The sequence below is a fragment of the Flavobacterium facile genome, from assembly GCF_036321945.1.
Classification (GTDB): domain Bacteria; phylum Bacteroidota; class Bacteroidia; order Flavobacteriales; family Flavobacteriaceae; genus Flavobacterium; species Flavobacterium facile.
On the sequence record NZ_JAZAYT010000032.1, the window covers coordinates 25,073 to 44,560 of the forward strand.

At 32.9% G+C, this 19,488-nt stretch carries 16 protein-coding genes; 11 read left to right on the forward strand and 5 right to left on the reverse strand.

Translation table 11 applies throughout. The annotated features are described in order from the left end of the window. Positions 1-10: 10 nt before the first annotated feature. From UEQ13_RS07940 to UEQ13_RS07950, 3 genes are all read right to left on the reverse strand, one after another. Complete coding sequence (locus tag UEQ13_RS07940; protein ID WP_329805818.1) at positions 11-634, reverse strand: bifunctional nuclease family protein; 624 nt, start codon at positions 632-634, stop codon at positions 11-13. Positions 635-757: 123 nt separating this feature from the next. Beyond that, a complete protein-coding gene (locus UEQ13_RS07945) occupies positions 758-1,726 on the reverse strand; it encodes an electron transfer flavoprotein subunit alpha/FixB family protein (RefSeq protein ID WP_329805819.1) in 969 nt (322 codons plus the stop codon). Between the two features lie 51 nt (positions 1,727-1,777). Next, positions 1,778-2,524: an electron transfer flavoprotein subunit beta/FixA family protein gene (locus UEQ13_RS07950; protein ID WP_329805820.1), complete on the reverse strand. Its 747-nt coding sequence runs from the start codon at positions 2,522-2,524 to the stop codon at positions 1,778-1,780. Positions 2,525-2,777: 253 nt separating this feature from the next. Here UEQ13_RS07950 and UEQ13_RS07955 point away from each other — a divergent pair, with 253 nt between their 5' ends. The 10 genes from UEQ13_RS07955 to UEQ13_RS08000 all read left to right on the forward strand — a co-directional run bounded on the left by UEQ13_RS07955 (position 2,778) and on the right by UEQ13_RS08000 (position 17,141). Further along, on the forward strand, positions 2,778-3,755 hold the full coding sequence (locus tag UEQ13_RS07955) for a pyruvate dehydrogenase complex E1 component subunit beta (protein WP_329805821.1): 978 nt from the start codon (positions 2,778-2,780) through the stop codon (positions 3,753-3,755). A gap of 133 nt (positions 3,756-3,888) precedes the next feature. Beyond that, positions 3,889-6,369, forward strand: coding sequence for a DUF5686 family protein (locus UEQ13_RS07960; protein WP_329805823.1), 2,481 nt, complete (start codon positions 3,889-3,891; stop codon positions 6,367-6,369). 42 nt (positions 6,370-6,411) lie between these two features. Continuing rightward, entirely contained in the window at positions 6,412-7,002 is a 591-nt protein-coding gene (locus tag UEQ13_RS07965) for a DNA-3-methyladenine glycosylase family protein (RefSeq protein WP_329805824.1), read from the forward strand. A gap of 80 nt (positions 7,003-7,082) precedes the next feature. Beyond that, positions 7,083-7,613, forward strand: a complete 531-nt coding sequence (locus UEQ13_RS07970; protein WP_329805825.1) for an inorganic diphosphatase — start codon at positions 7,083-7,085, stop codon at positions 7,611-7,613. A gap of 65 nt (positions 7,614-7,678) precedes the next feature. Continuing rightward, complete coding sequence (locus UEQ13_RS07975) at positions 7,679-8,548, forward strand: T9SS type A sorting domain-containing protein (protein ID WP_329805826.1); 870 nt, start codon at positions 7,679-7,681, stop codon at positions 8,546-8,548. A gap of 114 nt (positions 8,549-8,662) precedes the next feature. After that, entirely contained in the window at positions 8,663-11,293 is a 2,631-nt protein-coding gene (locus UEQ13_RS07980) for a sodium-translocating pyrophosphatase (RefSeq protein WP_329805828.1), read from the forward strand. 86 nt (positions 11,294-11,379) lie between these two features. Continuing rightward, complete coding sequence (locus UEQ13_RS07985; protein WP_329805829.1) at positions 11,380-12,996, forward strand: beta-N-acetylhexosaminidase; 1,617 nt, start codon at positions 11,380-11,382, stop codon at positions 12,994-12,996. A gap of 20 nt (positions 12,997-13,016) precedes the next feature. Further along, positions 13,017-14,018, forward strand: coding sequence for an isoaspartyl peptidase/L-asparaginase family protein (locus UEQ13_RS07990; protein WP_329805830.1), 1,002 nt, complete (start codon positions 13,017-13,019; stop codon positions 14,016-14,018). Next, positions 14,018-14,689, forward strand: a complete 672-nt coding sequence (locus UEQ13_RS07995; RefSeq protein WP_329805831.1) for a copper homeostasis protein CutC — start codon at positions 14,018-14,020, stop codon at positions 14,687-14,689. Before UEQ13_RS07990 ends, UEQ13_RS07995 begins: the two co-directional genes overlap by 1 nt. Further along, positions 14,682-17,141 (forward strand): beta-mannosidase, encoded by a 2,460-nt coding sequence (locus UEQ13_RS08000; protein WP_329805832.1) that lies wholly within the window; start codon positions 14,682-14,684, stop codon positions 17,139-17,141. The genes UEQ13_RS07995 and UEQ13_RS08000 overlap by 8 nt, the downstream gene beginning before the upstream one ends. A 469-nt stretch (positions 17,142-17,610) precedes the next feature. Here the strand turns inward: UEQ13_RS08000 and UEQ13_RS08005 are convergent, their stop codons facing one another. Then, positions 17,611-18,225: a deoxynucleoside kinase gene (locus UEQ13_RS08005; protein ID WP_329805833.1), complete on the reverse strand. Its 615-nt coding sequence runs from the start codon at positions 18,223-18,225 to the stop codon at positions 17,611-17,613. A gap of 3 nt (positions 18,226-18,228) precedes the next feature. Further along, entirely contained in the window at positions 18,229-18,993 is a 765-nt protein-coding gene (locus UEQ13_RS08010; RefSeq protein ID WP_329805834.1) for a hypothetical protein, read from the reverse strand. Positions 18,994-19,161: 168 nt separating this feature from the next. On the opposite strand from UEQ13_RS08010, the gene UEQ13_RS08015 reads away from it, so the two are divergent. Beyond that, on the forward strand, positions 19,162-19,383 hold the full coding sequence (locus tag UEQ13_RS08015) for a hypothetical protein (protein ID WP_329805835.1): 222 nt from the start codon (positions 19,162-19,164) through the stop codon (positions 19,381-19,383). Positions 19,384-19,488 lie beyond the last annotated feature (105 nt).

Genomic DNA, 19,488 nt, shown 5'->3' on the forward strand with positions numbered 1-19,488 from the left:
GATTGATATTTTAACTTTCTTTTTTATCGATTTCTTCTTTTATGATGGCTGCTTTTTCGTAGTCTTCGTTTTGAATGGCTTCGTCTAGCAACGTATGTAATTCTTCTAAAGTATTTTTGGAATAAGTTCCTTGTGAATCATCATTATCATCACCAAAAGTTTCTGGTTCGGTTAGAATGTTATCGTTGTTGGTATCTTCTGGATTGCCTTCTTGCGTATTTAGATTTAAGAATACTCCGGCTTTGTCTAAGATGTTTTTATAAGTGAATATTGGTGCGTTAAATCGTAAGGCCAAAGCAATAGCATCTGACGTTCGGGCATCAATTATTTCTTCAATCCCGTCTCTTTCGCAAATGATGCTAGAATAAAAAACACCATCTACCAATTTATGAATAATCACTTGTTTGATTACAATATCATACTTATCCGCGATGGTTTTAAACAAATCATGTGTTAAAGGACGCGGTGGTTTTATTTCTTTTTCTAGGGCAATAGCAATTGACTGCGCTTCAAATGCACCGATTACAATTGGTAATTTTCTATCTCCATCCACTTCATTCAAAATCAGAGCATAGGCTCCATTTTGAGTTTGACTATACGATATCCCTTTAATGGTTAATTTTACTAAACTCATTTTGTACTTAAACTTTATTCAAATGTACTATAAAAATATTTTCTATAAAATAAAAGGCTATCTAAATTAGATATTTCTATCGTATTTAGATAGCCTTTTTTAGGAGGCACAATATATAAAAAATTATGCGTTTGCTGCTTTAAAAGCTTTTAATTTTTCAATCAATTTAGGAACTACATCAAAAGCATCGCCAACCACACCATAATCTGCTACTTTAAAGAAAGGCGCTTCGGCATCTGTGTTGATAACTACTTTAACTTTAGAAGAGTTGATTCCTGCAATATGTTGGATCGCTCCAGAAATACCCACTGCAATGTATAAATTGGCAGCTACTGGTTTTCCTGTTTGCCCTACGTGTTCTCCGTGTGGTCTCCATCCGATATCTGAAACAGGCTTAGAACAAGCTGTTGCTGCACCAAGTACAGAAGCTAATTCTTCAATCATTCCCCAGTTTTCAGGACCTTTTAATCCACGTCCGGCAGAAACAACAACTTCAGCATCTGCGATTGTTACTTTTCCTGTTGTTTTTTCTGAATTGGTCACTTTTACACCAAAATCTGCATCAGATAATGAAGGTGAGAAGTCTTCTTCTGTTAATGAAGTAGCGTTTTCTACTAAACCAAATGAGTTTTTAGAGATTCCTAAAACTTTTACGTCTGTAGCAATTTCTGATATGTTGAATGCTTTGTTTGAGAAAGCATTTCTTTTTACTTGAAATGGAGCCACACTAATTGGAGCTTCAATTACGTTAGAGGCAAAACCAGCGTTTAAGTTTACCGCTACCAATGGCGCAATGTGTAAACTATCTGTAGTTGACGCTACAATAACCACTTTAGCACCTTCTTTTTCAGCTGCTTGTTTGATTACATCTGCGTAAGCTTTTGCACTAAATGCAGTTAACTTATCATTGTTTACTTTTAATACTTTACTTACTCCATAAGTAGATAAAGCTGCGTTTTCTGTAGCATTGATAGAAACAGCTGTTACTGTTGTTCCTAACATATCGGCTACTTTTTTTGCGTATGAGGCAATTTCAAAAGCTACTTTTTTGAATTTACCATCGTTTGATTCTGTATATATTAAAACTGACATATCTTTTTAATTACGATTTACGATTTATGATTTACGAACTCGATTTACGAATTATATTACTTTAGCTTCGTTGTGTAGTAAATTAATTAATTCGTCTAAATTATCAGGACTAATTAATTTTACTGCTGATTTCGCTGCTGGTTTTTCAAACTTTACCGTTGAAGTTGCGTTAGCATCACCAGAAGGTTCTACAATATTTAAAGCTTTAGTTCTAGCTGTCATAATTCCTCTCATGTTTGGAATTCTTAAGTCTTTTTCTTCTACTAAACCTTTTTTACCAGCGATAATTAATGGTAAACTTGTTGTTGCTGTTTCTTTACCACCGTCAATTTCTCTAATTGTAGTTGCCTCTGTACCAGAAACTTCTAAACCAATACAAGAATTCACGAAGTTAAAACCTAATAATCCGGCTAACATTCCAGGAACCATTCCTCCATTATAATCAATAGATTCTGTACCTGCAATAATTAAATCGTAACCACCTTGTTTTACCACATTTTCTAATTGTTTGGCTACAAATAAACCATCCGTTGGGTTTGTGTTTACACGAATTGCTTCATCAGCACCAATTGCTAGTGCTTTTCTTAACGTCGCTTCGGCATCTGTACCACCAACATTTACAACTGTTACATGAGCACCATTTTGCTCTTTCAATACAATTGCTTTGGTTAAACCAAACTCATCATTCGGGTTAATAACATATTGCACACCATTTGTATCGAATTCTGTATCGTTATTAACAAAATTAATTTTTGAAGTAGTATCAGGAACGTGACTGATGCAAACTAATATTTTCATTTTTAAAGATTTTATATTGATGGCACGAAATTACAAAAAATGTTTTAAAAAAATACTATGCACGCATATAAAATACGTTTTTTTTATCTAAAATTGGTGATTTTTATGAATTGTTTAATTTTCTCATATCAAAATAAGAATTCATCAATTAATTAGTAAAGAAATCGATTGCGTGAAATTATTTAAAAATAATAATGATAGTACTCGTTAAATTTTATTATTTTTGCCTTTCACTAAGTTTTAGAATTAATTTATGAGAACAATACAGTTTAGAGAAGCAATTTGTGAAGCAATGAGCGAAGAAATGCGCAGAGATGAATCTGTGTATTTAATGGGTGAAGAAGTTGCGGAATATAATGGAGCTTATAAAGCTTCAAAAGGAATGCTTGAAGAATTTGGAGCAAAAAGAGTTATTGATACTCCAATTGCAGAACTTGGTTTTGCAGGTATTGCAGTAGGTTCAGCCATGAATGGATGCCGACCAATTGTAGAATATATGACATTCAACTTCTCTTTAGTTGGAATTGATCAAATTATAAATAATGCAGCAAAAATGCGTCAAATGTCGGCTGGACAATTTCCTATGCCAATGGTTTTTCGTGGACCAACAGCTTCTGCTGGACAATTAGGAGCAACACACTCTCAAGCTTTTGAAAACTGGTTTGCCAACACTCCTGGTTTAAAAGTAGTGGTTCCAAGTACAGTTTATGATGCAAAAGGTTTATTAAAAGCTGCCATTAGAGATAACGACCCTGTTATTTTCATGGAATCAGAACAAATGTATGGTGATAAAGGTGAAGTTCCTGAAGGAGATTACATTATCCCATTAGGAGTAGCTGATATCAAACGTGAAGGAACAGATGTAACTATTGTTTCTTTCGGAAAAATCATAAAAGAAGCTTTTATTGCTGCTGATGAATTAGCCAAAGAAGGTATTTCTTGTGAAATTATCGATTTAAGAACCGTTCGTCCAATGGATTACGACTGTATTATCAATTCAGTTAAAAAAACAAATAGATTAGTCGTATTAGAAGAAGCTTGGCCGTTTGCGTCTGTCGCTTCAGAAATTACATATATGGTACAAGAACGTGCTTTCGATTATTTAGATGCACCTATTCAACGTATCACAACTGCTGACACACCGGCTCCTTACTCACCTACTCTGTTAAAAGAATGGTTACCAAACAGTAACGATGTGGTAAAAGCTGTTAAAAAAGTATTATACAAATAATATTGTAACATTTTAGATTAGAAAATTAATCTAAAAAAAGTATATTTGAATCCCGATAGTAGTATCGGGATTTTTTTATAATAAATAATACTGAAATTCTGAAATGAATCCAGAATAAATAAATTCAGCATAAATGAAAAACCTATTTGCCTTTATATTTTTGATTTCAACCTTTGCTTTTTCTCAAACTAAAGTAAGTGGTGTAATTTTAGACGATGCCAAACAACCTGTTTCTTACGCTACAGTAGCTTTTAAAAATTCTGCAGAAGGTGTCATAGCCGATGAAAATGGAAAATTTTATCTAGAATCCAAAAAAACCTATACCACATTAGCGGTTTCTTTTGTTGGCTACAAAGACAAAGACATCGAACTTACTGGAGAACATAATTACGATTTAAAAATCGTTTTAGAAAACTCCAACGAAATTGCAGAAGTGAAAATTTATGGCGGAAAAACTTCCAAAAAGAACAATCCAGCAATAGATATTTTACGAAAAATTTGGGAACGAAAAAAGAAAAATGGCTTGCGCCAATTCAATCATTATCAATACGATAAATATGAAAAAATTGAATTCGACATCAACTCCATTGACAGTGCCTTTATGAAAGGTAAGATTTTTAAAAATGTAGAATTCATCTTCCAACATGTAGATACCTCAGCCATTACGGGTAAAAACTTCTTACCTATTTTCATTAACGAAACCATGAGTAAAGTCTATGGCGACAATGCAAAGAACAGAACAAAAGACGTATTACAAGCCAATAAATATTCTGGATTTGGAAATGCTAATAATGATGGTGTCAACGCCTTTTTAAAAGATTTATATGCCGATTACGATATCTATAATAATTATTTGAAATTTTTCGATAAAGATTTCGTGAGTCCGTTATCAAGAACTGGAATTCAGGTTTATAATTATGTTTTAGCCGATAGTACTTTTATTGATAAAAAATGGTGTTATAATATCGTATACTATCCGAGAAGAAAGAATGAATTGACATTTAAAGGTGATTTTTGGGTCAACGATTCCACTTTCGCTATCAAAAGCATCAACATGGAAGCTAGCAAAAGCGCCAATATTAACTGGGTTCGAGACATTTATATTGAACAAGAATTTGATGTATTAAACGATTCTGTTTTCTTATTGAAACGCGATCACATGATGACGGATTTTGCTTTAACCAAAAAAGAAGGATCCAATGGAATGTACGGAAAACGTACAACTATGTTCAAAAATCACGAATTCAATCAACCAAAAGACGATAAATTTTACAGAGAAGATGTAAACAATTTCGATAAAGAAGTATACACTAAAACGGACGAATATTGGGACGAAAACAGATTCGAAAGCTTAAATTCCAATGAAAAAGGAATTTATGAAATGCTTGATACATTAAAAACAGTTCCGAAAATCAAACGTTTTTACAATTTAGTTTCTATTTTAGGAAGTGGTTATATTCAGGTTGGAAAATTTGATATCGGCCCAATTTTCTCTACATTAGGATATAATGACGTAGAAGGTCAACGAGTTCGCTTGGGCGGAAGAACGTATTTCGGAGCCAACGATCCGTGGCGTATTCAAGGTTACACCGCATATGGTTTTAAAGACGACAAAGTCAAATACGGAATCAACGCACGCGTAATGCTGGATAAGAAAAATCGTTTTATTGTTTCGCTAGGAAACCGTCGAGATGTAGAACAAATTGGAGTAAGCTTAACCACTTCTAATGATGTTTTAGGGAGAAGTTTTGCTTCATCTTCTTTTTTCTCAAGCGGAACCAACAACAAATTAACCAACGTAAATCTAACTAATTTAGGCTTCGAGATTGAGCCAGTTAAAAATTTAGTTTTAGAAAGTAGTTTCTCATACAGAACGCTATCTTCAGCTTCTCCAGAATTTAACATCGATTATTTTACAGATAATACACATACAACAAAAGCAAGTAAAATAACACAATCCGAAGTTAATTTCTTAATAAATTACACACCAAAACGCAAAATGGTTGGCTATGGCGTAGATAGAATTGATATCGATTTAAACTACCCTCGAATTTTCGTGAGTTATTCTCAAGGTTTAAAAGGGGTATTTGATAGTGATTTTAACTATTCGAAACTGCAATTTTATTACCGTCAGCCCTTATTAATTGGTGGTTTTGGAAGATTATTCTCGACATTAGAAATCGGAAAAACTTTCGGAGCTGTTCCGTTATCATTAATGGGTGTCATTCCAGGAAATCAATCTTACTTTATCATAGACAATACTTACAACTTATTAAACTATTACGATTTTGTAGCCGATCAATATACTTCGTTGCATTTAGAACACAATTTCAACGGAAAATTATTTTCAAGAATTCCTTTATTACGTAAGTTAAATTGGAGAGAAATTATTGGTATGAAAGCCGTTTATGGCTCAGTTTCTAAGGAAAACATTGCCTTAAATGCTTCTGGACAAAGTTATCAAGCTCCTGTTGATGGTTATTATGAATATTCGGCAGGAATTGGAAATATTTTTAAAGTGATGCGAATTGATGGCGCTTGGCGTGGCAGTTATTTCAACGTTCCTGATGCTCGTAAATTTACGATTCGCGTTGGTTTTGGTTTCTATTTTTAAATCATTCAAAGTTCAAAATTCGTTATTCAAAATTCAACATTCATGTTAAGTTTTCTAGAGTCGTTAATTGAAATCGAACCCAAGTTTCAACAAATTATTGACACTTATGGGCATCCAACAATCACCACTCGCCCATCCGGATTTGTAGCGCTTTCGCAATTAATTTTAGAACAACAAGTTTCTATTGCTTCCGCAAAAGCCTGTTATGATAAAATTGAAAAGTATTTGAATGGTTTCACACCGAAATTACTATTAGAAGTTTCAGACGAAGAACTAAAATCATGCGGTGTATCTCGACAAAAAATAAGTTACATTAAAAACTTAGCACTTTGCATTGAAGAAAATAAAATTGATTTAGAAAGTTTTCATTCCAAAACCGAAATAGACGTTTATAACGAATTAATTCAACTAAAAGGCATTGGCAAATGGACTGCTCAAGTCTATTTGATGTTTTGTTTGCAAAAAAAAGATGTTTTCCCTATTGGAGATATCGCCGTACAACATACCATGCGTGAACTTTTCCAAACAGAAACTTTAGAAGAAATGGAAATTCACGCTAATAATTGGAAACCATTCCGATCCTTAGCGACGTATTTATTATGGCATCACTATCTTAGAAAAAGAAACAGATAATATTTTTAAAAAAACTTTTCACTTTTCACTTTTCACTTTTTCACTTTTTCACTACATTTGCACCCGAAAATAATAAGAAAATGACAGCAGATAAAATAACAACGTTTGACGTTTTGGTAGAAATTCCTAGAGGAAGCCGAAACAAATATGAGTATGATTTCGATTTAAAAAGAATGCGTTTTGATAGAATGCTATTCTCTTCAATGATGTATCCAGCAGATTACGGATTCATTCCTGAAACTTTAGCTTTAGATGGCGACCCATTAGATGTTTTAGTATTAGTGACTAAGCCAACTTTCCCAGGTTGTGTTATCGAAGTAAAACCAATTGGTGTTTTCCATATGGCAGATGACAAAGGACAAGATGAAAAAATAATTTGTGTTCCTGTATCAGACCCAATTTGGAATTCTCTAAACGATTTAAGTGATGTTAACCCGCACTTAGTTAAAGAAATTGAACACTTTTTTCAAGTTTATAAAGACTTAGAAAATAAAAAAGTAGATGTTGAAGGTTGGGGAGATGTAAATGAAGCCCGTAATATCATCAAAGAATGTATTGATCGCTTTAACGCAATTGAAAACAAACCAGAAGGATTATTTAGTATTAAATAAACTTTAATTCATAAAAAATAACTTAAAAGGTGTTAAATTTGTACTACGAATTAACACCTTTTTTTATGAGAAAAAATTACATTTTATTTTTAGCAGCCGTTTCCTTTTTTAAATTCAGTACGGCACAAACGCTTAGCACAGCACCCACATTAACATTCACAAACAACACAGGAATTTCAACGGATAATATTGCAAGTGATGGTGACGGTGGTTCTGTAAATATTTCAGATATTGATATCCAAATTTATAACATTTCCGATATAAATGGAACATTCCAAAATCAGTTATCTTGGGAAAACAATACTTTTTTAAATAGTAGCAACGCATCTTTTTCTGGAATAACAAGAAATGATGGCGGACCATCTGTAGGCACAAAAGGAATGCTTATTAAATCTGTAAGCGGAAGCGAATTTAAACTGAATCAATTCGTTTATTACAATTGGGGTGAAACCACATCAACTATAATCACTGTAAAAGGATATAAAAACACTACTGAAGTGGCTACAACTTCTTTTCAAGCTTATGATGGCGGAGCCTTTCTTCCAATGACAATAATTTTAAACGCAGCTTTTAACGATGTTGATGAAGTTCGATTTTACATTTCTGCTGGAGGCTATGCTAGTGATCAATCGCACACTAATCACAGTATTAATTCGATTCAAGTAAGCACACCTGTATTGAGCAGTAACAGTTTTGAATTAGATTCAAAACTAAATGCTTATCCAAATCCAGCTTCAAACCAAGTAAATATTGAATTACTAACTAATGAAATTGCTACACTTGAAGTTTATGATGTTTCTGGAAAATTCTTATTTACTGAGATTTTAAACACTAAAATAAATACAATTAATATCGAAAAATTAACCTCAGGAATTTATTTCTTTAAAGTAAGTTCATCAGAAGGTATTTCAACAAAAAAGATTACGAAGAATTAAATAGAAATCTTTCAATAAATTTATTAAAAAAGGCAATTATCATTAGGGTAATTGCCTTTTTTGTTTATTTTTGTTAAAACGAATTAAAATTAACCATTAACTATTTACTAAATTATGAATAATTTTATGATCTATTTGCCTATTGTAATGGCAATAATTGGATTGCTTTTTATGGCAATGAAACGTGCTTGGGTTTTAAAACAAGATGCTGGAGATGGAAAAATGAAAGAAATTTCAGATTATATTTATGAAGGCGCCTTAGCTTTCTTAAAAGCAGAATACCGATTATTAACCTTTTTTGTTATTGGCGCAAGTGTAGTTCTTGGAGCCATTTCTTTTTTTGTACCTACTACACATTGGCTAATTGTAGTTGCCTTTGTTTTTGGAGCTTTCTTTTCTGCTTTGGCAGGAAATATGGGAATGAAAATTGCAACCAAAACGAATGTTCGAACTACGCAAGCCGCTCGTACTAGTTTACCACAAGCTTTAAAAGTTTCTTTTGGCGGTGGAACGGTAATGGGATTAGGAGTTGCAGGTTTAGCAGTTTTAGGTTTAACAGGGTTCTTTATTCTATTTTTTAGATATTTTATGAATGGGGTTTGGACTTCAACAGAAGACATGACTATCGTTCTAGAAACTTTAGCAGGATTTTCTCTTGGAGCAGAATCTATTGCCTTATTCGCACGTGTTGGTGGTGGTATTTATACAAAAGCTGCCGATGTAGGTGCCGATTTAGTTGGTAAAGTAGAAGCTGGAATTCCAGAAGATGATCCACGTAATCCTGCTACAATTGCAGATAACGTTGGAGATAATGTTGGTGACGTTGCCGGAATGGGTGCCGATTTATTTGGTTCGTATGTAGCAACAGTCTTAGCCGCTATGGTTTTAGGAAACTACGTTATCAAAGACATGGGCGGAAAAATTGATGATATTTTCGGAGGAATTGGACCAATTTTATTACCAATGGCTATCGCAGGTTTCGGAATTTTATTCTCTATTATCGGAACGATGCTTGTGAAAATTTCAAGTGATGATGCTAAAGAAGCACAAGTACAAAAAGCATTAAATATTGGGAACTGGGTTTCTATCGTTTTAACGGCTGTTTGTTGTTTCTTCCTAATAAAATACATGTTGCCAGCAGATATGAAAATGAATTTCTTTGGTGAAGGTATTAAAGACATTTCATCAATGCGAGTTTTTTATGCTTCATTAATTGGTTTATTTGTGGGTGGAGCTATTTCTTCAGTTACAGAATATTATACAGGTTTAGGTACGAATCCAGTAATGGCCATTGTACAAAAATCGTCAACTGGAGCAGGAACAAACGTAATTGCTGGATTAGCAACTGGTATGATTTCTACTTTCCCAACGGTTTTATTATTCGCTGCGGCAATTTGGTCAACTTATGCTTTAGCAGGATTTTATGGTGTAGCTTTAGCGGCTTCAGCAATGATGGCTACAACAGCCATGCAATTAGCCATTGACGCTTTCGGACCAATTTCTGATAACGCAGGTGGAATTGCAGAAATGAGTGAATTACCAAAAGAAGTTCGTACTCGTACAGATATTTTAGATTCAGTTGGTAACACAACTGCAGCTACTGGTAAAGGTTTCGCTATTGCTTCGGCAGCGTTAACTTCCCTAGCTTTATTCGCAGCTTATGTAACCTTTACTGGAATTGACGGAATTAATATTTTCAAAGCACCGGTTTTAGCGATGTTATTTATCGGAGGAATGATTCCTGTTGTATTCTCAGCATTAGCCATGAATTCTGTTGGAAAAGCAGCCATGGATATGGTGTACGAAGTACGTCGTCAGTTTAAAGAAATTCCTGGAATTATGGAAGGTACTGGAAAACCAGAATACGCAAAATGTGTTGACATTTCTACGAAAGCCGCTTTACGCGAAATGATGTTACCTGGAATTATGACTATCGGTTTCCCAATCGCAATCGTATTATTAGGAAAACTAGTTTATGGAGACAACAACCAATTAATTGCTGAAATGTTAGGTGGTTATATGGCTGGAGTTACAGTATCTGGAGTACTTTGGGCCGTTTTCCAAAACAACGCTGGTGGAGCTTGGGATAATGCAAAAAAATCTTTCGAAGCTGGCGTTATGATTAACGGTGAAATGACTTACAAAGGTTCAGACGCTCACAAAGCTGCGGTAACTGGAGATACGGTTGGAGATCCGTTTAAAGACACTTCCGGACCATCAATGAACATCTTAATTAAGTTAACATGTTTAATTGGTTTAGTAATTGCTCCAATTTTAGGAAGCGGTCATGCTTCTGGAGATAAAAAAATGGCAGCTTGTTGTTCTAAAGACAAAAAAGAAATGGTTTGCAAAGATGGTAAATGTGATTTATCGAAATGTGCAACTATGACAAAAGAAGAATGTGCTAAAATGTGTGAAGAAAATGGTTGTACTCAAGAATGCAAAGATAATTGTATGTCACAATACGATGAAAACGGTAAATATATCGGAGATGCGCATGTACATGGTCCAAATTGTGATCACGATGCTGATTATGAAAAACGTCACCAAGATAAAAGTCCTGTAGTAACTCAGCAAGAAACACAAAGCATCCAAATTAAAAGAGAAGTCTTAAAAGATGGAAAAGAAAAAGCAACTGTAACTATTACAAGCACAGTTGATGGAAAAGAAAGTAAAACTGTTAAAGTTTTAGAAGGAACTAAAGCAGAAGTAGACGCAAAAATTGCAGAATTAGATAAAAAATAATCTCTTTAATACAGATTTTTTTAAAAGCCTTACATTATGTGAGGCTTTTTTTATTTAATTTTAGCAAAATTACAAACACAACTAAAATGTATAAAAAAAGTCTACTACTACTTTTACTATTCGCTAATCTTGCCTTTTCGCAAAATGAATTAGCTTTAATTCCGAAACCAACAGATATTAAATTAGGTGAAGGAAATTTTGTTTTAAATAAGAAAACTGTAATTCAAGCAGATGAAAATTTGTTTGAAGCAAAATATCTTCAACAAGCTATAAAAGAAAGAACAGGTTTGGATTTAAAGATTGGTTTAAATTCGAAATCAAATAATAAAATTAGCTTTATTCAAATGGATCCTATTAGATTTAAACCAAAATTTGACTCCGAGGGTTATATTTCAATAAATACAAATGAGGGTAAATACTCACTTTATATTAAGAAGAATGAAATACAATTTTCGCAAATAAACTCTGTTGGTAATTTCTACGGAATTCAAACACTTTTACAATTAATTCCATTCCAAAAAAATGAGGAAATAAAATTACCTTGTTTAAACATCGAAGACCAACCCAAATACGCTTGGCGAGGCATGCATCTCGATTGCTCACGTCATTTCTTTCCAAAAGAATTTATAAAAAAATATATCGATTATTTGGCAATGTATAAATTCAACACCTTTCATTGGCATTTAACGGATGATCAAGGTTGGCGTATCGAAATAAAAAAATATCCAAAACTAACTGAAGTTGGGGCATGGAGAAATGGTTCCATGATTGGTCGTTATGATGATCAAAAATTTGATGACAAACGCTATGGCGGATTTTACACGCAAGATGAAATTAAAGAAATTGTTAAGTACGCTACGGAAAGACATATAACTGTTGTTCCAGAAATCGAAATGCCAGGTCATGCCTTAGCCGCTTTAGCCGCATATCCTGAATATTCTTGCACAGGCGGACCGTTTGAAGTAGGAAAAATTTGGGGCGTTTACGACGATGTATTTTGTCCGAAAGACGAAACATTTACTTTTTTAGAAAATATTTTAACCGAAGTTATCGCATTATTTCCATCCGAATACATTCATATTGGTGGCGATGAATGTCCGAAAACACGCTGGAAAGTTTGTCCGCATTGCCAAAAAAGAATGAAGGACGAAAACTTAAAAGACGAACACGAATTGCAAAGTTATTTCATTCAAAGAATTGAAAAATTTGTCAATAGTAAAGGAAGAAAAATTATAGGCTGGGATGAAATTTTAGAAGGCGGTTTGGCACCAAATGCAGCCGTTATGAGTTGGCGCGGCACAGAAGGCGGCATCGCAGCAGCAAAACAAAAACATTATGTAGTAATGTCGCCAGGTTCGCATTGTTATTTTGATCATTATCAAGACGAACCCAAAAACGAACCGATTGCTATTGGCGGATTTACATCTGTAGAAAAAGTATATGCGTTCAACCCAACTCCAAAAGAATTAACTTCTGAAGAAGCGAAATATATTTTAGGCGCGCAAGCCAATGTTTGGTCAGAATACATCCTTTCCCCAGAACATGTGGAATATATGGTTTTTCCGAGAATGGCAGCACTTTCAGAAGTGTTATGGGGAACTTCGAACCCAGAAAAATATCTAGATTTCAAAAACCGATTGATACAACATTTCAAAATCTATGATGTAAAGGGAATAAATTATAGTAAAGCGATTTTAAAATAATTTTTAAAACAAATTCACAAATGGCAAATCGTAGAAATTTTATAAAAACTGCAGCAATTGGTTCGGTAGCCATCGCTTTAAATTCTTTCAAATCGAAAGAAGAAAAAATAGAAGAAATTGTAATCCCAAGCAAAAACGTAAACAAACCTATTGTACTTTCTACTTGGAATTTCGGAATTCAAGCTAATGAAGCGGCATGGGGAATTTTGAAAAACAATGGTCGTGCTTTAGATGCCGTGGAAGCTGGTGTGAAAATCCCAGAAGGTGATCCAAAAGAACGAAGTGTAGGTTATGGTGGCCGACCAGATCGCGATGGAAAGGTAACACTTGATGCTTGTATCATGGATGAATTTTCAAATATTGGTTCAGTCGCATGTTTACAACAAATTAAACATCCAATATCAGTTGCAAGAGCAGTTATGGAAAAAACACCACACGTGATGCTAGTTGGCGATGGCGCTTTACAATTTGCTCTTTCTCAAGGATTTAAAAAAGAGAATTTACTGGTTGAAGAATCGGAAAAAGAATGGAAGGAATGGTTAAAAACCAGTCAATACAAACCAATCGCCAATATTGAAAATCACGATACGATTGGAATGATTGCTTTAGATGCTCAAGGAAATTTATCTGGCGCTTGCACCACAAGTGGTATGGCTTTTAAAATGCATGGACGCGTTGGAGATTCGCCAATTATTGGAGCTGGTTTATATGTCGACAACGAAATTGGAGCCGCAACTGCAACTGGACATGGTGAAGAAGTGATTCGAATTACAGGTTGTCATTTGGTAGTGGAATTAATGCGACAAGGAAAATCACCTCAAAAAGCTTGTGAAGAAGCCGTTGCTAGAATCGTAAAACTAACCAAAAATAGAGGAAAAGAGTTGAAAGACATTCAAGTTGGTTTTATCGCTTTAAATAAAAAAGGAGAATATGGTTCGTATTGCATTCAAGGCGGATTTAATTATGCGGTTCAAGACGTATCTGGAAGCAAATTAATTGACGCGAATTACTTTTTAAAATAATGAATCGCCTAGAAATTGCTTGTTTTAATTTAGAATCTGCCGTAATCGCTCAAGAAAATGGAGCCGACCGTGTAGAACTTTGTGCCGAAATGGAAGTTGGTGGAACGACTCCGGATGTTGAAATTACCAAACAAGTCAGAGAATTACTTACTATCGATTTGAATGTGATGATTCGACCTCGAGGTGGAAATTTTGTGTATTCAGATGTCGAATTTCAACAAATGAAAAACGAAATCTTACAATTTAAAAAACTAGGCGTAAACGGATTTGTATTCGGAATTTTAAATGAAAACAATTCAATACATACAGCTCAAAATACAGAATTAGTAGCTCTAGCCAAACCTTTTCCTTGTACGTTTCATCGTGCTTTTGATGAAGTTGAAGATGCGTTTCAATCCTTAGAAGATATTATTGCTTGTGGCTTTCAAACGATTTTAACTTCTGGACAAAAACCCAATGTTATTGAAGGTATCAATCGATTAGCAGAATTAGTTGATAAAGCAAATAATCGAATTGTAATTATGCCTGGTGGCGGATTACGTTCGACAAATATTGAATTCCTTCAAGAAAAAACAGGAGCGACTTTTTATCATTCTTCGGCCATTACAGATGGAAGTGAAATCGCCAATCCAGAAGAAGTAAAACAACTAAAAAGCAAATTGAATGCATAAGAATTTTTTCCTTTTACTATCCATTTTATGTTGTGGTTTTGTTGCTGCACAAAATTCGTATCGTAATTTATCAAGCGAAAATTGGACATTCAACAAACAAAACGATTCTCAAAAAAACAAAGCGAAAGTTCCCGGAACGATTCACACCGATTTATTAGAAAACCAACTCATTCCAGATCCTTTTGTTGGAACTAACGAAAAACAATTGCAATGGATTGAAAACGAAAATTGGGAATATGAAACGAAATTCAATCTAACCAAATCGGAATTAAAAAACCAAAACATTGATATACTTTTCGAAGGTTTAGATACGTATGCAACCATTTTTTTAAACGGAAAATTACTTTTAGAAACCGATAATATGTTCCGAACTTGGAATACATCGGTGAAAGATAAATTACAAATTGGAGAAAATCATCTAAAAATCATTTTCAAATCTGCTTCGAAAATCGGAAAAGAAGACGCGAAGAAATTACCTTATACTTTACCAGGCGACGAAAAAGTGTTCACTCGAAAAGCGCAGTATCAGTATGGTTGGGATTGGGGTCCGAGATTTGTCACCTGCGGAATTTACAAACCTATCAAACTTCATTTTTGGAATGCAGCAAAAATTGAGAATGTAAAATACAGTCAAATTGAATTAAACGATTCAAAAGCTATTTTGGAATTCACAACAGAAATCAATGTTTCAGAAGTGCAACCAATTGAACTTCAAATCAATGAAAAAACAAAGACTTTCCATCTGAAAAAAGGGAAGAATAAAGTCAAAATGCAATATGAAATAGCCCAACCAAAACGCTGGTGGTGCAACGGTTTGGGAATAGCCAACTTGTATCCGTTTCAAATCAATATTTCAAAAAACAAGAAAATTATTGACTCTAAAAAACTAAATATTGGATTAAGAACCATAGAATTAATCCAAGAAAAAGATGATATCGGCAAAAGTTTTTATTTCAAATTAAACGGAAAACCTGTTTTTATGAAAGGTGCGAATTACATTCCGCCAGATAGTTTTTTACCACGAGTTACCGATTCCGTTTATACTTCTATTGTTAAAAATGCAGTAGATGCGAATATGAATATGATTCGTGTTTGGGGCGGTGGCGTGTATGCCGATGATGCTTTTTACGAAGCTTGTGATAAAAACGGAATTTTAGTTTGGCAAGATTTTATGTTTGCTTGCGCGATGTATCCGAGTGATGAAAAATTTCTTTCAACTGTAAAAGAAGAAGTCATTGATAATGTGAATCGTTTGCAAAATCATCCGAGTATTGCGCTTTGGTGTGGCAATAATGAAAACGATGAAGGCTGGAAAAATTGGGGTTGGCAAAAACAATATAAGTATTCTGAAGCAGATTCGACAGAAATTTGGAACGGTTATCAAAAATTATTTCACGAAGTCATTCCACAAACTTTAGACAGTTTAGTCTCAAAAGAAAAGAATATCTATTGGCCTTCTTCGCCGTCAATTGGTTGGGGAAGAAAAGAAAGTTTACTACAAGGCGATTCGCATTATTGGGGCGTTTGGTGGGGCATGGAACCTTTTGAAATTTATAAGAAAAAAGTCGGTCGATTTATGTCGGAATACGGTTTTCAAGGCATGCCGAATTTAGAAACTTTCTCGAAATTCACGAATTCCGACAACTTAAATTTGAATTCTGAAGCGGTTAAAGCTCATCAAAAACACAATACAGGTTATCAAACCATTCAAACGTATATGGAACGTGATTATAAAATCCCAACCAAGTTTGAAGAGTATATTTATGTTTCGCAATTGTTACAAGCAGAAGGCATGAAAACCGCCATTGAAGCCCATAGAAGAGCCAAACCGTATTGCATGGGAACGCTATTTTGGCAATTGAACGATTGTTGGCCCGTAACTTCTTGGAGTTCGGTAGATTATTTTGGGAATTGGAAAGCATTTCAGTATCAAGCGAAAAATAGTTTTGAAAATTTATTAATTTCCGTTAACGAAGAAGAAAAGCAATATAAAGTGTATGTTGTAAGTGATAATTTGACTTCAGAAAAAGGAAAACTAGAAATACAACTTATCGATTTTGATGGGAATTTATTGTGGAATAAAATTTCTGAAATTCAAATTGATGCGAATACTAGCAAAGTTTATTTTCAAATAGATAAAAAAGAATTTGAAAAATTCAATTTGAAACAAGCGGTTTTGATCATAAAATTTAATGAAGTAAAAACCAATTACTTTTTTGAAAAACCAAAAGATTTAGAATTGAAAAACCCAACAATTTCAATTAAAGTTCTAAACGAAACTACAATTCAAATTTCTACATATAAACTAGCGAAAAATGTATTTTTATCACAAGAAGAAACTTCTTTTAGCGATAATTATTTTGATTTGTTACCTAATGAAAAACGAATCATAAAATTTTCAAAACCTGTAAAAGATGTAAAAACGATGTCACTATTTGATACGATGAAATAGAAAAACCTGTTATTTAAGCATTAATCTTCTGAATTATTTACGTAATCAAAAGTATCAACATCAATAATAACCAATTTACTTTTATCTGAAGTTTAATTCCATTTTTTCAGCTTTACTTTTCTCAATTAGACAAACATCCCAAAAACAATGCTTTTATCCCAGTTTTTTTGGTGTTCTTTTATATTGAAATACTTTTGATTTAATATTTTTTTCAAAATGAAGAAGTGAAAATAAAAGTAGCGTTTAAATTATATTGTTTTAACTACAATTTGTTTTCAATATTAAAGTTAATAAGTGAAAACTTATTCGAAAAATTTATAAAATGAGATTTCATTTGATTTATTAATAAGTTGGGGGACTTATTAAAATCCTATTAAAGAGTAATTTCTTTATTGATTGATTTTTTTTGTAAAAAAAAGCGTGTATTAATTTACACGCTTTTTATTTTTATAATTATTTTTTTCTGTAACTAAAACAATCCGTTTATTTCAGCATCAATTTTTTGGATAATCGCTCCTAAATCTTCAGGGTTATTTACGTAATCAATATTATCTACATCAATAATTACCAATTTACTTTTGTCATACGTTTGAATCCACGCTTCGTATCTTTCGTTTAATCGACTTAAATATTCAATTGAAATCGTGTTTTCATAATCGCGCCCACGCATATGAATTTGCTTAACTAAATTCGGAATAGAACTTCTTAAATAAATTAATAAATCTGGTGGTCCAACTAAATCTTCCATCAAATCAAAAAGTAACTTATAATTGGTATAATCACGATTTGTCATTAAACCCATCGCATGTAAATTGGGTGCGAAAATAAAAGCATCTTCGTAAATGGTTCTATCTTGAATGGTTTTTTTACCTGTTTTTCTAATTTCTAAAATTTGTCTGAAACGGCTATTCAAGAAATAAATTTGCAAGTTAAAACTCCATCTTTCCATAGAATGATAAAAATCGTCTAAATACGGATTATCATCTACATCTTCAAAATGCGCTTCCCATTTAAAATGTTTGGCCAACATTTTGGTTAAAGTAGTTTTTCCAGCTCCAATATTTCCAGCAATAGCTATATGCATATTTTATTTTTTAATTTTATAGGTACTTATTTGACAGTCGGTAAAAATAGACAAAATTCCATCCTTATAGAAGAAATTTTTAATCATTTTTTCTTCAACAACAATATTCGTTTCTGTTTGATTTTCAGCGGAATAATAAAACATTTTATCGTCAAAAAGATAGAACAAATCGCTTTTGTCAGAAAAAATAACTTTTTCAAAAGGTTTCACTTTTCCTAAACTCGCAATTTTTCCAAATTTATTAATAGAAAACAGGCTATTTTCAACATCTATCCAATATAAATAATTATAATCAGACTGGGCATATTTAATCATTTTACCTATTGGATTCGAAAGAAATTTATACTTTTTAGAATTTAAATTATACAATCCCATTTGCTGACTCAAACTGTCATAAAACCACAGTTCATTTTGTGATGCAGGTTTTAAAAATTCACAATTGATTTCTAAAAAAATAGTAGCATTAATTTCGTTAAACTGTGCATCTAACAAAACGAAAGCATTATTTTGTTTATAAAACACAAGGGTTTGCAACATGTTAAAGGTTTCTACACCTGTAATTTTTCCAAATTTATTATTTGTATAATTTAAAGTGTCTTTGTCATTAATTTTGAACAAATTGTTGCTTGTAGAAAAATAATTATTGGCAGAAATATCATTCCCCCAGAAAATATCGAACTTAGCTGACTTCACTCCTACTTTCTCAAAATCAATATTTTGAGCTACAGAAGAAAAAGCAACAAAAAGAAAAAGAAGTAGAAATTTCATATTACAAAACTAACTAAAATTACACAATTATACACATTAAACAAATTTGTATTTTTTGTAGGAAAATTAAAATAAATTGTTTTTTTTGTTGCAAAACAAGAATTTGGCCAATATATTTGTCGAGAAAGCTGAAAATCGTAAGAGTAGGCATCTTTTTAAAAAAACATAATGAAAAAAATTAAATTTTTAGGATTAGGTTCTTTAATGTTAGTAGGAACTTTGTTTATGTCAAATACAGCTGACGCTAGAAAAATTTCTTACGCTTATAGATGGCCAAACGGTTGTGTTGGAATTCATAATTATCATTCTGCTTTGTGGGGTGCTTTTACATGGGAAACATATGAAGTAGTTGATTGTCCTCCAGGAGTTGAAGCTCCAGATGTTAATTAATATAATTAATTTTATAATGGGCTGGTAACAACAGCCCATTATTATAAATAAAAAAAATTTGAGAGTAATAATATATTGCATAGCATTTTATTTGTTTTCAAACAC

Bases quoted from the DNA above. Each gene is read 5' to 3' on its own strand.
- UEQ13_RS08000 (WP_329805832.1), top strand. From the start codon at position 14,682: ATGCATAAGAATTTTTTCCTTTTACTATCCATTTTATGTTGTGGTTTT.
- UEQ13_RS07990 (WP_329805830.1), top strand. From the start codon at position 13,017: ATGGCAAATCGTAGAAATTTTATAAAAACTGCAGCAATTGGTTCGGTA.
- UEQ13_RS07995 (WP_329805831.1), top strand. From the start codon at position 14,018: ATGAATCGCCTAGAAATTGCTTGTTTTAATTTAGAATCTGCCGTAATC.
- UEQ13_RS07945 (WP_329805819.1), bottom strand. From the start codon at position 1,726: ATGTCAGTTTTAATATATACAGAATCAAACGATGGTAAATTCAAAAAA.
- UEQ13_RS07980 (WP_329805828.1), top strand. From the start codon at position 8,663: ATGAATAATTTTATGATCTATTTGCCTATTGTAATGGCAATAATTGGA.
- UEQ13_RS08005 (WP_329805833.1), bottom strand. From the start codon at position 18,225: ATGCATATAGCTATTGCTGGAAATATTGGAGCTGGAAAAACTACTTTA.
- UEQ13_RS08010 (WP_329805834.1), bottom strand. From the start codon at position 18,993: ATGAAATTTCTACTTCTTTTTCTTTTTGTTGCTTTTTCTTCTGTAGCT.
- UEQ13_RS08015 (WP_329805835.1), top strand. From the start codon at position 19,162: ATGAAAAAAATTAAATTTTTAGGATTAGGTTCTTTAATGTTAGTAGGA.
- UEQ13_RS07950 (WP_329805820.1), bottom strand. From the start codon at position 2,524: ATGAAAATATTAGTTTGCATCAGTCACGTTCCTGATACTACTTCAAAA.
- UEQ13_RS07960 (WP_329805823.1), top strand. From the start codon at position 3,889: ATGAAAAACCTATTTGCCTTTATATTTTTGATTTCAACCTTTGCTTTT.
- UEQ13_RS07985 (WP_329805829.1), top strand. From the start codon at position 11,380: ATGTATAAAAAAAGTCTACTACTACTTTTACTATTCGCTAATCTTGCC.
- UEQ13_RS07955 (WP_329805821.1), top strand. From the start codon at position 2,778: ATGAGAACAATACAGTTTAGAGAAGCAATTTGTGAAGCAATGAGCGAA.
- UEQ13_RS07970 (WP_329805825.1), top strand. From the start codon at position 7,083: ATGACAGCAGATAAAATAACAACGTTTGACGTTTTGGTAGAAATTCCT.
- UEQ13_RS07940 (WP_329805818.1), bottom strand. From the start codon at position 634: ATGAGTTTAGTAAAATTAACCATTAAAGGGATATCGTATAGTCAAACT.
- UEQ13_RS07975 (WP_329805826.1), top strand. From the start codon at position 7,679: ATGAGAAAAAATTACATTTTATTTTTAGCAGCCGTTTCCTTTTTTAAA.
- UEQ13_RS07965 (WP_329805824.1), top strand. From the start codon at position 6,412: ATGTTAAGTTTTCTAGAGTCGTTAATTGAAATCGAACCCAAGTTTCAA.